Here is a 16,254-nt window from a genome sequence, read left to right as displayed (position 1 = left end):
TTTAGAAGAAATAAAAGAGTTAATTGCATACCCAAAATTAAAAAAGCAGAGTTGTTAAGAAACATCAACTCTGCATTTATATTAGCTTTCTTCTTCGAATATTGGAGCTTCTATAAGTGTAGCAAATATTAATTCATGGCAATGGTCATCAACGACATTAGTTTTAGCTTTTACAAAATGAACATGCCTACCACCGCCAACAGGTATCGGTAGACCCGAAACTGCTTCAAATTCATGAAAGTGGTCAAAAAAATCTGTTCTTGATTTAACTTTATGAACATGACCGCCTTTAACTGGTATTGCAGGACTTGATACTCCGGCGAATCTATGATTATGAGCATCCTCACTACCTAATTCAGCTAACCTAGTGCTTCCTTCAAATTCATGATCATGAAGTTGTACTTTTTTACAACAATTTTCATCAACATGTTTTTCTTCGCACCAATCTTCATAATCATATTTAGTTTCAAACTTTGACATTAACATCACTCCTTGTCCTTCGACAGTATATGATATTCAGGTTAATTGAATATGACACTAAAAGATAGAATTCATTTAGTGGTTCATACATTTTTTATTTTAAAGGAAAACTTTACCCCTTCCAATTTAAGTAATATGTTGTATAATATTAATAAGAACATATGTTTTGGAGGGGTAATATGAAAATTGTAGCAAAACCAATTGAAGTTATATCTGTAATGGATACTAAAGGGAGCATTACCCCTTTGAGGCTAAGAATCGTGAGGGAAGATGAATCTTTACAAGTAATTAAAGTAGATAAAGTAGATAAAGTAATTACTAGAACACAGGAGAAGTTTGCAGGTAATTTAATGATTGTATTTGCCTGTCAAAGCCTAATTGGAGATAGTGAGAAAAGATATGAACTTAAATATGAACTCAATACTTGCAAGTGGATATTGTTTAAGATTTAATAGCTTTTGTTAAATGCTGAATATCTTACCTAAAACTAGGTTTAAAACATACGGACATGGCCAATACTTCTAAATAGAGGTGATGGCCATGTCTTTTATAAAATATCTACTAAAAACCAGAGATTTGGGATTAATAAGGAAGAAGTTAATTGCAGTGTACATATTAAATGTAACAGATATTATATTTACTATTTTTCTAATCAACACAGGTATGTTCTTAGAAATCAATTCTGTCATGGCACCATTTGTAAACAATAGTCAATTACTAAGCATATTAATTAAGGTAGTAATCCCATTTGTACTTTTGTTTTGGGTATACCAAAGGATGAAAGATGCTACAGAAAAGCAGCTATACCAGTCAAATATTATCATTAATGGATGCTTAATATTTTATGGAGCTTTAAATATATTACACATTTTTGGGAGTATATTATATATAATTTTATAATAGAATTCCGACAATAAAAGGAATTTTAAGTAATTGTATGATTGTGGTTGATATGGTATTATTCTATAAGAACTTAAATATAAAGGGGGATTATTATGAGCGATAAGGTTAAAAAGAAATTTCATAAGAAGAAGTGCTCTTGGCTAATTGCCATTGCAATAGTTATGGGAGTAACTTTGAGTGGATGCAGTAAAGAAGAGGTAAAGGTTGAAACTGATGCTAAAGTTGTAGCTGCAGCTGCAGATACTAATAAAGCTGAGACACCTAAGGCGGAGGTAACTACCGAAGTTAAAGGAGAACTAAAAGTACACTACATAGATGTAGGCCAGGCAGATAGTATTTTAATACAACAAGGCTCAAGCTCTATGCTAATAGATGCTGGTAATAATGCTGATAGTGAATTGGTTAAAAAATACATAGCAGACCAAGGGATTACTAATTTAGATTTTCTAGTTGGTACTCATCCGCATGAAGACCATATTGGCGGACTTGATTATGTAATAAATAGTTTTAAAATAGGCAAAGTATATATGCCTAAAAGAACTGCAACAACTAAAACTTTTACAGATGTAGTAAATGCAATTAAAAGTAAAGGAATGAAAGTTTCAGTGCCAACTCCAGGAGAGAACTTTAAACTAGGAGAAGCTACATGCACCATACTATCTCCTAATGGAAGCGGATATGAAGACCCTAACAATGACTCAATAGTTATTAAAGTATCGTTCGGAGGTAATTCATTCTTATTTACTGGAGATGCAGAAGATGTATCGGAAAAAGAAATGTTATCAAAAAATTATGACCTTAAATCAGATGTACTTAAAGTAGGCCATCATGGTAGCAATAGTTCAACAACACAAGGATTTTTAGATAAGGTCAGCCCAAAGTATGCAGTTGTCAGTGTTGGAAAGGACAATAGTTATGGTCATCCTAATAAAGAAAGCATGGATAGACTTAAGGCTAAAAATATTTCTGTTTACCGCACCGACGAGTCTGGAACTGTTATCGCAACAAGTAACGGTAAAGATATAACTTTTAATGTTAAGCCAGGAAGTTATTCTAATGGTGCTGTACCAGCTACTAGTAAGGCAAATACTTCATCAAATGCCGTAGTTAACAAACCAACTACAGAAACAAAGAGTGTTGCGTCTACTGAAGTTAAAGTAGTTCCTGAAGAAAAACCAATAGCAACTCAAAATAAAAGCGCTACAGTATATGTTACTGAAACAGGTAAAAAATATCACAGTGGTGGGTGTAGATATTTAAAGAAAAGCAAAATATCTATAAGTTTGAATGATGCAAAGGCGGGATATGAACCATGTAGCGTTTGTGGACCACCACAATAGGAGGAATTTATGAAAGTAATTATTGATAGATTTGAAGGATATTATGCAGTGTGTGAAAAAGAAGATAGAACTATGATGGACATATCTAAAGATAAAATTCCTTCTGGTGCTAAGGATGGAGATGTACTTAATATCATTAATGATGCTATTACTATTGATATATTGGAAACTGAAAAAAGGCGTAGAGAAATTGAAAGATTAACTGAAGATTTATGGGAATGAAATTAACCTCGGTGTAACAGCCGAGGTATTTCATTTTATAAAAAATAAATTCAAACTAACTATTGATTGAAGCTATTTACTAAGGGTAGTGTTAGTTGTAAGAATTCAAAAGAAGTATTGCCATATAAAAACAAGGAGGATTAAATTGAAACTATTAAAAAACAGAAGAATTATAGCATTTTATGAAATAGTGATGGCGTTACTGGCTATCGTTGTTGTTGCGATTCTTGTAATTGAGCTATCATATAACCTACCTCAAGATATTACTATTACGTTCTCAATTGCTGATAATATAATATTAGGAATTTTCGCTATAGACTACTTTACAAGATTATTTTTAGCTAAAGATAAAGTAAAGTTTTTTAAGTGCAATATAATCGATCTAATTTCTATTATTCCATTCAATTCTGTATTTCGGTCAATTAGAATATTAAGGTTAGCTAAACTACTAAAGTTTATTAAAATATTTAGATCAGGGACATTGATTTTTAAATTTAGAAAATATATGGATAAATTTTTAAAAACCAATAATTTAAATTATGTTATTTGGATAACTTTATCCACATTGCTTATGGGAGCTATTGGAATACATTTCGCAGAAGGTATATCATTTGGTAATGCACTATGGTGGAGTTTTGTCACCATTTCAACTGTAGGATATGGAGACATTTCTCCAGCAACCCCAATTGGAAGAGTTATTGCTGGAATAATAATGCTTACTGGTATAGGATTCTTGGGTATGCTTACTGGAACTATAGCTACATTCTTTCTTAGTAAAAATGATAGTACAGGCTTTAAAAGTCAAACGATTGAAGACATCAAAATGAGATTAGATAATTTTGAAGAATTAAATATTGAAGACATAAATAATATCTACAATGTGCTTATAGCATTGAAAAAGTAGAAGTTATATTCTCTTAAACTAACTCATATTAAAAAATATTATATTATAAGATTGAAAAGGAGAATTAAATTAATGAAAGATATTTTTAAATACATACCTGGTTTTAGAACAGATAAGAAATGGAAGAAAGTAATCGCAATAATATATTATCTATTTTGCTTACTCATGTTAATAGCTGGAATTGGTGCATTTTTAATAATGACATCAATCCCATTTACATTATTTGCTATTATAAGACTCATAAAGCATAGAAACAAAGATGTAGTGTTAACGCTCGTTGCAGGCATAATAATATTTAGCATTGGGGTAAAGTTAGAGCCTGCCTTTTCTAAAGGTATAACAGAAGGTTCAACAAAAGCAGTTTCAACAAGCAAAGTAGTTCCTGAAAAGAAAGCAAAAACTGTAATAGAAATTAAATCAGAGGCTAGTACAAAAGTTAAGGATGATACTGAAGGTAAAATTAAAGTTGGAGCTAGTGAAAAAATAAAAGTAGCTCAAAAGTCCAAAGATATAGAAGATAAAAAAGTATTAGCAGAACAACAGGCTAAGGATGATGCAGAAGAAACTACGGCGCCTACACTAAGTGATATTGCAATCAAACTTACAACAGAAACATTAAAAGCAGATGATTTAGTACAAGACGTGGCTATAGTAGAAAAAGACGATATGATAAATATAGCAATACAAGTTAATGCAGCAATAAACGAAAATAAAGCAAAGGATCTAGTAGATACAGCTATAAGACAAGTTGGCGCTCACTCTGGCGGGAAGACCCCAAACAAAGATTATTACGGTCAAATCTGGGAAGAATATAATGCTCATGTAAGAATATTTTCAGGGGAAAGCAATATAATCTTAGATGGTTATAATAGCAAAGGAGCTAATAAGATAGCTTATTAATTAAAGATAATTACAAAAATACAACTTAGATATAACGAAAGGCACTGGTTAATCCGGTGTCTTTTTCTTCGTTATCATAACAACGTAAAACATTATTTTAAACATATCATTACCAACATATCAATAACCATACGTTTAAAACCCACATGTGGTTATCGTGCATACTTAATAAGACTATAGGTATTAAGACTTTATTAATAAGACTTTATTAATAAGACTTTATTAATAAGACTATATAAATAACTCTATATAACAACAACTATATACCTAAAGGTATGCTATAAGATAAGGAGTTGGTTAGGGAGAGGTTATAAATAGAAATTTAAATAAAAAAATAAGGTAGCCAATTTTATCATTGGTTACCTTTTGCCATATTCTTTTAATAATAAATCTAATGCTTTATCGAATAGCTTTGAAGCGGGTATTGAAGTTTCGTTTGACAAATCTTTAAATTGCCTTAATAAGTCTTTATCAAATGTGCTAGAGTATCTTTCTCTATTAACTAAAGTATCTTTTTTAGTTTTCATAAAAACCTCCTAAACCTAGAGTATACCTATATTATAACATATAAATTGATTAATTATAAGCAATGTTGATTAATTAATTTATAAAAAAAGGTTGATTAACATTAATTAATGTTGTATACTGACATTAATTAATGTTAATCAATGTTAAATAAGGAGGCAACACAACATGGCTACTAAGGGATTTACCAAAATAAACAATTCAATAATTTTCGATTTAAATCTATCATGTGAGGCTATCGGGCTTTATAACAAACTCCAACACCTATCTACCATAGATAACTTTTCAATCAAGAGAGACTACACAAAATCACTTAGTGGTTATGGTGAGACCGCCTTCAGAAGGGTTTGGAAAGAACTTAAGGATAAAGGTGTGCTTATTGAAAATAAAACAAGTAATAAAGGCAGATATGAGTATATATATACATTAAAAAATAATGAAAGTGCCACAAAGATAACGGCCCCAGTAAAGAAAAAGAAACCTAAACATATAGATAGCGATGGTGATGCTCCACTGGATGGCCAAATACACATTGATGATGTTTTAGGGGCGGAGCAACAAGAAGTAGTTAGCATAAATGAAGATGTTGTGGCAGTAGTACAAGCTACACGACTTACCTATGCAGAAGCGACTGAACTATTGAAAGTGGCTAGTAATAATGTCACTAAGGTTATTGAGTGTCATAAGTACAGCGTTGCTCAGGACAATGTAAAAGATATTTTTAGCTACACAAAATGGGCAATAAAAAACAATAAAGTTTTGAAATGTAAAAAAGAATATGCTGCCAAAGGTAGTTTTAACGATTATCCACAGCGGAAATATGATTTTGATAAATTAGAAAAGCTACTGCTCTATGGTGAGCAGTATGAGTTGCCAGCGTAGGAATAAGCTATAAAAACAGGAGGTTTTGTTATGCTAACCGAAAAAAATAAAAATTTAATATCCGATATGGATAATAAAACATTAAAAAATTATATTATAGAACTTACTGGCGAAGCTTTACAGGGCAGGAGAGATCTAATAGAAAAGTTAGAGTATGCGGAGTGTTTAGGAAGTAGAAGAATCAGACAATAAATTAAATGGAGGTTTTAGTAATGAATAAAAAAAATACAATTATAGACGTGGGTAATTATTTTATAAAGTATATTGGAGAGAACAAGGGAAGCTTTAGTGCTAAATATACTACAGACTATCAAAGTTACCAAGATAGTTTTCAAAGGGTTGAGATAGAGGGATTTACCACATATTTGACCATTGGAGAATTTAGCAAGGAGTATGACAAAACCAACAAAGAAAACTTTATACCTCAACTTATGTATGCTATATGTAAAGCTAATAGCGGTGACGTTATAAAAACTAATTTATGTTTAATGCTACCTATAATGCAGATGGCTAGTAAACAAAAGTTAATAGATATAGTAAATAAAAATAAGCATACAAAATTAAAGTTTAATGGCGTAGAGAAGGAAATTTTTATAGAGGACACACTAATATTGCCTGAGGGTTATAGCAGCTATTTCAGCATTAGTAAGGAGCAGAAGATGGGTGACATTTGCATAATAGATTGTGGCAGCAGGACAATAAATTTATCGATTCTTGAAAATGGGAAGGTGGTTAAGCTCCAAACAATTAAACTAGGAAGTTATGATCTATATACTAAAATTAAAAATATAGAGAATAAGGATTATAGCGAGGAGGATATACAAAGACTTATAGATAATAAGATAATTACAGTAGAATCAAAGGAATATGCTTTGTTTTTAAGCAATATACTGAACTCTATAAAGCCTTATGCAAATCTTAATACCTATAAAGTTTACTGGACTGGTGGTACAAGCTTAATGTTAAAAAATCATATAAAACAATTACCTCTAAAGGCAAGTTTTGTATTAGATAATGCAAGTACATCTAATGTAGATGGAGCATTGGAAGCTTGCAGAAAGGTGTGGAATAATGGCGATAAGCAAAAATAGTGTAAGAGTCCAATTCACATTAAACCTAGACAAACCTAAAGAAAATCAAATAATAGAGTTCCTTAGTGGATGCATGGATCCAAATAGCTCCATTAAGGAAATGATTTATAATTATATAGTGAGTAACGGTGGTGCAAAGTTACCACTAGTTACTCAAATAGAAGTAAGTGAATGTGATGTAAAGTTACTCACGGTAAGGAAAGGTGATGATATAAATGAAAATATAGTGAGTAACAGTGAAGAAAAGTTACGCGAAGTAACCGAATTAGAAATGAATGAGTTAGAGGAATTGAGCAAGTTTGTTTAACTTGTATGCACGATTCAATAAGCCTTGGAATTATCTCCAAGGCTTTTGTTATTCCTGTTCTTTTAACCATTTTTCGAGTAGCTCATTTACCAGGGACGATAAACTTTGATTGTCCTGTGCCCTAATCAATCTGATTTTAACTTCTTCTTTTAATTTTAGTTCTATATATACCGTAGTTTTTTCATTCATATTAGCACCTCAAAACCATTATACAAAGCACAGGCGTAACATCATAGCGCTATGCCATCACGCCATTGTAATGGCGCTGTGGTTAAAGTTACTTATCATAATCATGGAATACAATCAAATCATGTGGGGAAATCCCAAAAGCTATACCTAGTTTAGCTATAGTGTCAATTGAAGGATTTCTCTCTAATTGTTCGATATACGATATTGCGGACTGGCTTACCCCACTTCTAGTTGCCAATTCTTTTTGCGACCATTCTTTTTCAACTCTGTACTCTTTTACTTTCAGCTTATACATAATCGTTCCCCTTAAAAAACCTTTATATTACAATATATATCACAATTCTACAAAATTCAACACATAATTTTTGATAATTGTCGAAAAGTGGGGAAAGTTACCAATATAGTGGTAGCGGATTGGTTTACAATACAAGAGAAGAGAAGAAGGACATAAATAATTAACAAAAATAAACTCAAATTTAAATTTGAGTTTACAATGAAAGAAACGTAAGCCAGCGTTAACAAATATAAAACAAGAGACTATTTGACTAAATGTAATAGAAAATTATGATGTTGATCACGTGGGAACAGTTGTTCTTTACTTTTGCAATTTAACATAATATTATATATCCATATAAGGATATAGATGGTAATTTTACGAGGTTATAGTTACATAACTAAAGATATGGGGGTATTAAATTGGACAATATAAAAATTTTAAAAAGGCAAGAGGAATTATTAAATACGATAGAAGCTTTAGCAAATGGGAAGGCAGAAGATAATCAGAAACGTTTCTTCTTAAATTTAAAGCTACTAAAAAAATTAGTCAGAGTGGTGTCTATATAATGAAAGGGATATTCATTGCAACGTCTAACATGAAAGACGTAATGAGATATCACTTATGGATGTGTTAAGCAGCGATGAAGATTCTATTATTGATATAGTAGAAAGTAAAATACAAATTAAAAAGCTTTATAATAAGATAAACGTAGCTTTAATGGATAGAGAAAAAACAATAATTCAAATGCGATATGGATTACTTGATGGTAACCCTAGAACTCAAAGAGAAATTGCATTGATCTTAGGGATTTCAAGGTCCTATGTTTCTAGAATTGAAAAGAGGGCATTAAAGAAGCTTAATAAGGAATTAAATAGTACTAGTAAAAATAGGTTGAATAGTTCTAATAAATTGTAACAACTATGGTATAATTATAAAATGTACACCGTTAGTCAAATAAAGCATCTTAACGATTTTCATTAAAGATACAAAATATTTCGGGAAAGAATGTATTTAAATTATTTATCTGAGAAAATAAAATTTCTGCAGTTAGGTGATGAAAATGGAGCAAAAATTTTAAGTGACAAGAAGATTCTAAAATTTAGAACTCAATTTGGCATATATATTTGGAAGCTTCATTAAAAGAACAGGAGGACCAATAATGATACCTCTTAGTGAATTACTAAAAAAGACAACAGAACAAAATGCATCAGATTTGCACCTTACAGTGGACTCAGTGCCAATCATTAGAGTCGATGGTAATTTAATACAAACAGGAAAAGATAAATTAACTCCAGCAGACACTGAAAAATACTCAAGAGAAATTTTAGAAAATTCTTATGAAAAATATTGTCAAAATGGAGAAATCGATACGTCTTACTTTATTTACGGACTTGGAAGATTTAGGGTTAATGTTTATAAACATAGGGGAAGCGATACTATAGCTATTAGAGTAGTTGCATTAAAAATACCTACTATTAAACAGCTTGAGCTTCCAGAGGTTGTTAGGGTTCTTACCACAAAACAAAGAGGGCTAGTTTTAGTGACAGGGCCTACAGGTAGTGGTAAAAGTACAACTCTCGCTGCTATGGTTAATGAAATTAATTCTACTAGAGCATGTAATATTATAACACTCGAGGACCCTATTGAATATTTACACAAACATAACAAATCCATTATTAATCAAAGAGAAATCGGAAAAGACAGTAAAAATTATAAAAATGCATTAAGGGCTATTCTTAGAGAGGATCCAGATGTTATATTAGTAGGTGAAATGCGAGATCTTGAAACGATTTCTATTGCTATTACTGCAGCTGAAACTGGACATTTGGTTTTCTCTACTTTACATACTATAGGTGCAGCAAAAACAGTAGATAGAATAGTTGATGTATTTCCTCCATATCAGCAGCAACAAATTAAAGTTCAATTATCAGCGGTAATGCAGGGAATAGTTTCTCAACAATTAATACCTAAGATAAGTGGAAGAGGGAGAGTAGCAGCGCTTGAGGTAATGATATCAACTCCAGCAATTCAAAATCTTATCCGCGAAGGCAAGACACATCAATTACAATCTTGTGTTCAAACTGGCGGGAAATATGGTATGAAAACTATGGATATGTCAATTGCAGAGTTATATAAAAAAGGTGTTATATCTAAAGAGGAAGCAATTAATTACTCAGTTGACAATGAAATGATTGTAAGAATGCTATCGCTTTAGTAAATAATTAAAAAACAAGCTAAAAGCATAGATAAATTATAGCTTTCAGCTTTATTTTTAATTTAATGTAAAATTAACCAATTTATATACTATTTGGTTGATTTACTTAACGATATGATATTGCTTTTTCTATATTTTGCTATTATAATTAGTCTAGAAGGACAAGTTAGCTTTTTAACATCATAATATAATGTATTTACTAATTTGAAATTAAGGTTATATATATCTGCAAATATACAATAAAATGAAATTAATTTTGATTATATTTAAATTTATAATAAATATTTAAAAAAATCATTTAAATTAAGAGGAAAATTTATCTTTTTGTTGAATATATACACTTAAGGTTTCTCTTATGAGGGGGGATAAACTTAATGAATGAACAAATAGTAGGGATTGATTTAGGATCATCAAAAATATGTGGATCAGTTGGTAAAATCAGTAGTAATGGAAAACTTCAGATTATAGGCATTACATCAGTTGTATGTAGTGGTTTAAATAAATCAGTTGTAATAGATATTGATAGTACAGCGGAAGCTATAAAAAAATGTATTACACAATTAGAGCGTATGACAGATACACAAATCAATGAAGGGTATATATCTTTACCTGGAGGAATTTGTGAACTAGTAAGAAATACAGGTATGATTGCGATATCTTCTGAAGACAGAGAAATAAAGCAGAGCGACGTGGACAGGGTAATTGAGGCAGCTAAACTCATCTCAGTTCCGCCCGATAAAGAAATAGTAGGTGTTGAGCCCGAACAATATATTGTTGATGGATATGATAATATCAAAGACCCTAGAGGAATGAGTGGTATAAGGCTAGAAGTTGAAGGACAAGTAGTCATGGCACAATCCACAGTAGTTAGTAATTTATTAAAAAGTGTGAAGCGAGCTGGAATTAAAGTTAATGGGATAGTACTTCAACCATCAGCTATATCAGAGGCTGTATTACGAAAAGAAGAAAAGGACATGGGAATAGCACTAGTTGATGTTGGAGCACAAACTATTGATATTTCTATTTACAAGAGTGGAAAATTAAAACATACTTCTATTATTCAATTAGGTGGAGATAACATAACCAACGATATCTCGGTTTGTCTTAAAGTTCCTTTTAGCGAAGGTGAAAGATTAAAGCTTAAATATGGAAGCTTAATTAAAGAAAAAGGAGAAAACGTTGAGAAAATTAGAGTCAAAGATTCTTATGATAATTTAATGGAAATTGATAATAATTTATTAGTTGATATAATTTATGCTAGAGTAGATGAGTTATTACATTTAATTAAAAGAAACCTAGTAAATAGTGGATTTTATAATGAAACTTCTGGAGTAGTAATAGTTGGTGGAGGTATAGCTTTATTAAGAGGCACTAATGAACTCAGTAAAGTTATACTCGATAAGTCAGTGAGAATAGGTTCACCAGAGTATGTAGGAGCAGCTAGCCCTATATATGTTACAGCAGTAGGTATAGTGCTTCAAGCTGTTAATAATATTAAAACTAGTAATAGTTCATTGGAAGAATCAGATGAACATTCATATGATAACAAATGGTCAAAAAACAAAAATATAAAAGTAGAAAATGGATTTGCATCAAAAATAAAAGGTTTTTTTGCAGATTTTTTCTAAAGAGGAGGTAGTGTTGTGCTAGATTTTGATGTTGATGTTCAAGAATTTGCTCAAATTAAAGTAATTGGGTGTGGAGGCGGAGGAAACAATGCTATAAACAGAATGATTATAGAGGGACTCAAAAACGTGGAGTTTATAGCGATAAATACGGATAAACAAGCTTTAATTCTTTCTCATGCAGTTCAAAAAATTCAAATTGGTGATAAGTTAACTAAGGGGCTAGGAGCAGGCGCTAATCCAGAAATAGGTATGAAAGCAGCAGAAGAAAGTAAAGAAGAAATTTCTCAAGCAATAAAAGGAGCGGATATGGTATTTATTACTGCAGGTATGGGAGGCGGTACAGGTACTGGAGCTGCACCTGTAGTTGCAGAAATCGCTAAATCCATGGGAATACTTACTGTAGGAGTTGTAACAAAACCATTCCCTTTTGAAGGCAGAAAAAGAATGATTAATGCTGAAATCGGAATAAAAACGCTTAAAGAAGTAGTTGATACTTTAGTAACAATTCCAAATGAAAGATTATTAACAATGGTAGATAAAAAAACTACATTGATGGACTCTTTCAAAATGGCAGATGATGTTTTAAGACAAGGTATACAAGGTATATCTGATTTGATTACTATACCCGGTCTTGTAAATTTAGATTTTGCAGATGTGAGAACAATTATGCTTGCTAAAGGTCTTGCACATATGGGTGTTGGTAGAGCCTCTGGTGATAATAGATCTCAAGAGGCAGCAAAACAAGCTATTTCAAGCCCGTTACTAGAAACCTCTATAGTCGGTGCTACAGGTGTACTTTTAAATATTACTGGTGGAATGGACTTAGGTTTACTTGAAATAAATGAGGCTGCGGAAATTGTACAAGGTGCAGCTGACCCAGACGCTAATATTATATTTGGTGCAGTTATAGATGAAGACCTAAAAGATGAAATAAGAATAACAGTTATTGCAACTGGTTTTGAAAGTGACAAAGTTGTGCAAAATAAAACTGTCCCAAAGCCTAAAGTAAAAGAACCAGTTAATCCTATTGAAGAAGTTGCATATACTAAAGAGTATGGAGATTCTGATTTAGAAATTCCAGCTTTTTTAAGAAGACAAAGCAAGTAATAAATAGTAAAGTGCCTTTTGGCACTTTATTTGCGTTTAGGGCAATTTTAATTGCTAATAGGACATAATCTCTATGCAAATTCACTGAGTTAACTTAAGTCGTTTTAGAGGGGCTAGTTAACGTGGTGAATTAATAAGGAATGGTCCTTTTTTTTACTTTGTATTTCCTAACACAATATGGAAAAAAATGGTGATTTATAGAAGAATAAAAATAAAAAAATATTGTAAAAAATGACAAAATTTTGATTGCATAAGTTATATAATAATTTTAAAGGAGGAAGAGCAAGTGATAGTATATATAGATGTCCTTATATTAGTGAATTTTATAGTTAATCTATTCATATTGCATATTACAGTTCAAACATTAAGAAAAAGAGTAAATCTTATATGGATGTGTCTTTCGAGTTTTATAGGCAGCTTATATGTATTAACAGTAGTCTATCCAAAGCTTAGATACTTGACATATTTACCTTTTAAAATATTAGTACCAGTCGCGATGATTTTAATTGTTTTTAGAGAAAAAAACATTTTATTCAATATTAAGGCTTCTTTAATATTTATATTATATTCAATACTTTTAGCTGGAATGTGTTTATTTATACAAATGAACAATAGTAAAAATATGTCATTTGATATAATCATAATAAATTTTCCTTACGAAAAATTAATGCTTTCAGTAATGATAATTTATATATTGATATACAGGATCATGATTTTTATTGGAGATAGAAAAAAAATATCAACACTTATATACACTGTTGATATAATAAATAAAAGCTATAAAAAAACTATTAAGGCATTTTTAGATACTGGAAATGAGCTTCGTGAACCTGCTACCAACTTACCAGTATTAATTGTTGAACGGGATATTTTAAGCGAAATTTTGTTAGAAAGAAACAACACTTACTTTATTCCTTATAATGTAGTGAATGGCACTAATGGAAGGCTTATAGGGTTTAAACCACAGTATATTAATATTCATATTGATAAAAAGAATGTTGAAACAAGAGATGTAATTATAGCATTTTGTGAGTATAAATTAAGCAAAGATAATGACTATAACGCTCTTATGTCTAGAGGGATACTCAGTTAGATGATTTAATAGGAAATGATCGCTATGTGCTAATAATATAGATGGGGAGGAAATTATGTTCAATTTTAAAGTGATGTTAAACAAGTTATTTGCTAAATTCAAAATATTTTCAAACAATTTGTTTTATATAGGAGGGAACGATGCATTGCCACCTCCTTTAACTAAGGATGAAGAGTATGAGTTAGTAGTTAAATTAGATACAGGTGATAAGCAGGTGAGAGCTACCTTAATTGAAAGAAATTTAAGACTGGTAGTATATATAGCAAGGAAGTTTGAGAATACAGGCTTAAATGTTGAAGATTTAATTTCTGTAGGAACCATAGGGCTTATAAAAGCAGTTAATACTTTTGATCCTGAAAAGAACATTAAGCTAGCTACATATGCTTCAAGATGTATAGAGAATGAAATTTTAATGTATCTTAGGCGAAATAGTAAAATTAAAACAGAAATTTCTCTTTATGAGCCTCTAAATGTTGATTGGGACGGTAATGAATTGCTGCTCTCAGACATTATTGGAACGGACAACGATGTGGTTTATAATATTATTGAAGAAGATGTAGATAAACAATTGCTTTGGCTTGCTATGCAACGTTTAAATTCAAGAGAAAAAGAAATTGTTCAATTAAGATTTGGCTTAAATGGAACCATAGAAAAAACACAAAAAGAAGTGGCTGATATACTTGGAATATCACAATCTTATATCTCAAGGCTTGAAAAAAGAATAATAAAAAGATTACAAAAAGAAATAAATAAAATGGTATAGGGGCCGCAAGTAGGACCCTTTTTATAATTTTATTTTAGAAACCGATTTTAAAAGTTATTATTTGAAGATTAAATATTAAGCAAAATGAAACAAATAAAGAAATGTTCTAATTATAAATAATATTTTTAATAACTTATGAATATAAATAATATAAAGTGCTAGGCCTCTAAAAATAGACTAGGGTAGTGACTAGCTGGTTTAAAAAAGGGTTTATGAAAACTTATTGGGGGTGAACAAAATGGAAAGTTTAATGTTTGCAATAAATAATTTAAGACAGATGGAAATTATAGATATAAGTTCAGGCTCAAAAATGGGATATATCAAAGATTTAAAAGTTGATTGTGAAGACTATAGAATTATTTCAATCCTAATGCCAACCCAAAAGTCATCTTGGTTCAATAAAAATAATAGTGTTGAGATACCTTGGGAAAAAGTAAAGAAAATTGGGGTAGATGTTATTCTTGTAGATGGTAGTGATGTAAATATAGAAAACGAATAGGAAAAAGTGTATAATGTTAGTATATTTGCTAACTATACTATGAAAAGGACGTGAAGGCCATTGAAATGTCCATATTGCAGCTGTGAAGAAAGTAAAGTAGTTGATTCTAGATCAACAGATGAGAATATTGCAACTAGAAGAAGAAGAGAGTGCCTAAGTTGTTTTAAGAGATATACTACATATGAAAAAGTGGAAGATGTACCTATTTTAGTAATAAAGAAGGATTCTAATAGAGAATATTTTGACAGAACGAAAATATTAAATGGCCTTATGAAGGCATGCCAAAAGAGGCCGGTGTCAAGAAAACAAATAGAAGCTATTTGTGATGAAGTAGAAAAACAGTTAAACAATGAAATGCTTACAGAAGTGAAATCAGATTATATAGGAGAAATCATTATGAGCATATTAAAAAATGTAGATGAGGTATCTTATGTGAGGTTTGCTTCAGTTTATAGGCAATTCAAAGATATTAATACATTCATGGAAGAGATAAGGAAATTAATGTCTAAGGAATGAAAATGCCCTTAGGCATTTTTTTTATAATTGTGCGCCCGGCATGGGCGCAATCTAATGGGTGAAAGTCCCTAGCACGGGTTAATAGTGCCAAGTGCATAGCTTAAGACAAGGGTGTCCATCGTGAGATGGAATCTGAAGGAAGTTGGCGGCCAAACTCCGGTCTGACGAACAGAAACTACATATAAGGCATATGCTTGTGGGTAAGTTTGCAATACAAAACGAAGCCCAAAACTATTCGAAACAAGTGGTGTAAATGTAGCAGATAGATGGAGTGAAAGATTGCGTTCTTACCCGGGGAGATCTGATAGGTAAGTTGTGGATATGAATTTAGAAATAACAACCCATACAGTGATGTATGGCTGAACTATCAGAAGTCAGCAGACGTCATAGTACCATGCAAAACGCGTTAGCGT

Annotated in this window: 22 protein-coding genes and 1 pseudogene; 19 read left to right on the top strand and 4 right to left on the bottom strand. The window is 31.1% G+C overall.

Annotated features, from left to right (window positions below):
- Window positions 1-81: 81 nt before the first annotated feature.
- On the bottom strand, window positions 82-480 hold the full coding sequence (locus ACWJKS_RS09565; RefSeq protein WP_462959425.1) for a YmaF family protein: 399 nt from the start codon (window positions 478-480) through the stop codon (window positions 82-84).
- Window positions 481-659: 179 nt separating this feature from the next.
- On the opposite strand from ACWJKS_RS09565, the gene ACWJKS_RS09560 reads away from it, so the two are divergent.
- From ACWJKS_RS09560 to ACWJKS_RS09535, 6 genes are all read left to right on the top strand, one after another.
- Window positions 660-932: a hypothetical protein gene (locus ACWJKS_RS09560; protein WP_462959424.1), complete on the top strand. Its 273-nt coding sequence runs from the start codon at window positions 660-662 to the stop codon at window positions 930-932.
- 88 nt (window positions 933-1,020) lie between these two features.
- Window positions 1,021-1,380, top strand: coding sequence for a DUF5658 family protein (locus tag ACWJKS_RS09555; protein WP_462959423.1), 360 nt, complete (start codon window positions 1,021-1,023; stop codon window positions 1,378-1,380).
- Between the two features lie 95 nt (window positions 1,381-1,475).
- The gene (locus tag ACWJKS_RS09550; protein WP_462959422.1) at window positions 1,476-2,723 is read left to right on the top strand and encodes a ComEC/Rec2 family competence protein; all 1,248 of its coding nucleotides are present in this window, start codon (window positions 1,476-1,478) and stop codon (window positions 2,721-2,723) included.
- A 9-nt stretch (window positions 2,724-2,732) separates the two neighbouring features.
- Entirely contained in the window at window positions 2,733-2,945 is a 213-nt protein-coding gene (locus tag ACWJKS_RS09545; RefSeq protein WP_462959421.1) for a DUF3006 domain-containing protein, read from the top strand.
- 145 nt (window positions 2,946-3,090) lie between these two features.
- On the top strand, window positions 3,091-3,849 hold the full coding sequence (locus ACWJKS_RS09540) for a potassium channel family protein (protein WP_462959420.1): 759 nt from the start codon (window positions 3,091-3,093) through the stop codon (window positions 3,847-3,849).
- Between the two features lie 72 nt (window positions 3,850-3,921).
- Entirely contained in the window at window positions 3,922-4,749 is an 828-nt protein-coding gene (locus ACWJKS_RS09535) for a hypothetical protein (protein ID WP_462959419.1), read from the top strand.
- A gap of 359 nt (window positions 4,750-5,108) precedes the next feature.
- Here ACWJKS_RS09535 and ACWJKS_RS09530 read toward each other — a convergent pair whose 3' ends face one another.
- Complete coding sequence (locus ACWJKS_RS09530; protein ID WP_462959418.1) at window positions 5,109-5,276, bottom strand: ribbon-helix-helix domain-containing protein; 168 nt, start codon at window positions 5,274-5,276, stop codon at window positions 5,109-5,111.
- A gap of 166 nt (window positions 5,277-5,442) precedes the next feature.
- Here ACWJKS_RS09530 and ACWJKS_RS09525 point away from each other — a divergent pair, with 166 nt between their 5' ends.
- Genes ACWJKS_RS09525 through ACWJKS_RS09510 form a run of 4 tightly spaced genes read left to right on the top strand, consistent with a single transcriptional unit; the run spans window position 5,443 to window position 7,554 of the window.
- Window positions 5,443-6,156 (top strand): hypothetical protein, encoded by a 714-nt coding sequence (locus tag ACWJKS_RS09525; protein ID WP_462959417.1) that lies wholly within the window; start codon window positions 5,443-5,445, stop codon window positions 6,154-6,156.
- Window positions 6,157-6,186: 30 nt separating this feature from the next.
- Window positions 6,187-6,348 carry a hypothetical protein gene (locus ACWJKS_RS09520; RefSeq protein ID WP_462959416.1) on the top strand — a complete coding sequence of 54 codons (162 nt, stop codon included), beginning with the start codon at window positions 6,187-6,189 and terminating at the stop codon, window positions 6,346-6,348.
- A gap of 20 nt (window positions 6,349-6,368) precedes the next feature.
- A complete protein-coding gene (locus tag ACWJKS_RS09515) occupies window positions 6,369-7,247 on the top strand; it encodes a ParM/StbA family protein (protein ID WP_462959415.1) in 879 nt (292 codons plus the stop codon).
- Window positions 7,228-7,554, top strand: a complete 327-nt coding sequence (locus ACWJKS_RS09510; protein ID WP_462959414.1) for a hypothetical protein — start codon at window positions 7,228-7,230, stop codon at window positions 7,552-7,554. Before ACWJKS_RS09515 ends, ACWJKS_RS09510 begins: the two co-directional genes overlap by 20 nt.
- Window positions 7,555-7,602: 48 nt before the next feature.
- Here the strand turns inward: ACWJKS_RS09510 and ACWJKS_RS09505 are convergent, their stop codons facing one another.
- Window positions 7,603-7,743 (bottom strand): hypothetical protein, encoded by a 141-nt coding sequence (locus ACWJKS_RS09505; RefSeq protein ID WP_165411885.1) that lies wholly within the window; start codon window positions 7,741-7,743, stop codon window positions 7,603-7,605.
- A gap of 88 nt (window positions 7,744-7,831) precedes the next feature.
- On the bottom strand, window positions 7,832-8,038 hold the full coding sequence (locus ACWJKS_RS09500; RefSeq protein WP_462959413.1) for a helix-turn-helix domain-containing protein: 207 nt from the start codon (window positions 8,036-8,038) through the stop codon (window positions 7,832-7,834).
- Window positions 8,039-8,439: 401 nt separating this feature from the next.
- On the opposite strand from ACWJKS_RS09500, the gene ACWJKS_RS09495 reads away from it, so the two are divergent.
- The 9 genes and pseudogenes from ACWJKS_RS09495 (at window position 8,440) to nrdR (ending at window position 15,841) form a co-directional block, all read left to right on the top strand.
- Window positions 8,440-8,586: a hypothetical protein gene (locus tag ACWJKS_RS09495; protein WP_462959412.1), complete on the top strand. Its 147-nt coding sequence runs from the start codon at window positions 8,440-8,442 to the stop codon at window positions 8,584-8,586.
- 40 nt (window positions 8,587-8,626) lie between these two features.
- A pseudogene (locus ACWJKS_RS09490) lies at window positions 8,627-8,935 on the top strand (sigma-70 family RNA polymerase sigma factor); the annotation flags it as partial.
- Between the two features lie 244 nt (window positions 8,936-9,179).
- Window positions 9,180-10,235 (top strand): type IV pilus twitching motility protein PilT, encoded by a 1,056-nt coding sequence (locus ACWJKS_RS09485; RefSeq protein ID WP_216302811.1) that lies wholly within the window; start codon window positions 9,180-9,182, stop codon window positions 10,233-10,235.
- Between the two features lie 374 nt (window positions 10,236-10,609).
- Entirely contained in the window at window positions 10,610-11,863 is a 1,254-nt protein-coding gene (gene ftsA, locus ACWJKS_RS09480) for a cell division protein FtsA (RefSeq protein ID WP_165412731.1), read from the top strand.
- A 15-nt stretch (window positions 11,864-11,878) separates the two neighbouring features.
- A complete protein-coding gene (ftsZ, locus tag ACWJKS_RS09475) occupies window positions 11,879-12,970 on the top strand; it encodes a cell division protein FtsZ (protein ID WP_165412730.1) in 1,092 nt (363 codons plus the stop codon).
- A gap of 286 nt (window positions 12,971-13,256) precedes the next feature.
- Complete coding sequence (spoIIGA, locus tag ACWJKS_RS09470) at window positions 13,257-14,063, top strand: sigma-E processing peptidase SpoIIGA (RefSeq protein WP_165412729.1); 807 nt, start codon at window positions 13,257-13,259, stop codon at window positions 14,061-14,063.
- Window positions 14,064-14,118: 55 nt separating this feature from the next.
- On the top strand, window positions 14,119-14,826 hold the full coding sequence (gene sigE, locus ACWJKS_RS09465; protein ID WP_165412728.1) for an RNA polymerase sporulation sigma factor SigE: 708 nt from the start codon (window positions 14,119-14,121) through the stop codon (window positions 14,824-14,826).
- A 238-nt stretch (window positions 14,827-15,064) separates the two neighbouring features.
- Window positions 15,065-15,325, top strand: coding sequence for a YlmC/YmxH family sporulation protein (locus tag ACWJKS_RS09460; protein WP_165412727.1), 261 nt, complete (start codon window positions 15,065-15,067; stop codon window positions 15,323-15,325).
- Between the two features lie 60 nt (window positions 15,326-15,385).
- Window positions 15,386-15,841 (top strand): transcriptional regulator NrdR, encoded by a 456-nt coding sequence (gene nrdR / locus ACWJKS_RS09455; protein WP_165412726.1) that lies wholly within the window; start codon window positions 15,386-15,388, stop codon window positions 15,839-15,841.
- The last annotated feature ends 413 nt before the right edge of the window (window positions 15,842-16,254 follow it).

This window comes from Clostridium sp. CM038, from assembly GCF_055081105.1.
Note: the sequence above shows the minus strand (reverse complement) of the source record. Positions and strands in the feature narration are given on the sequence as shown.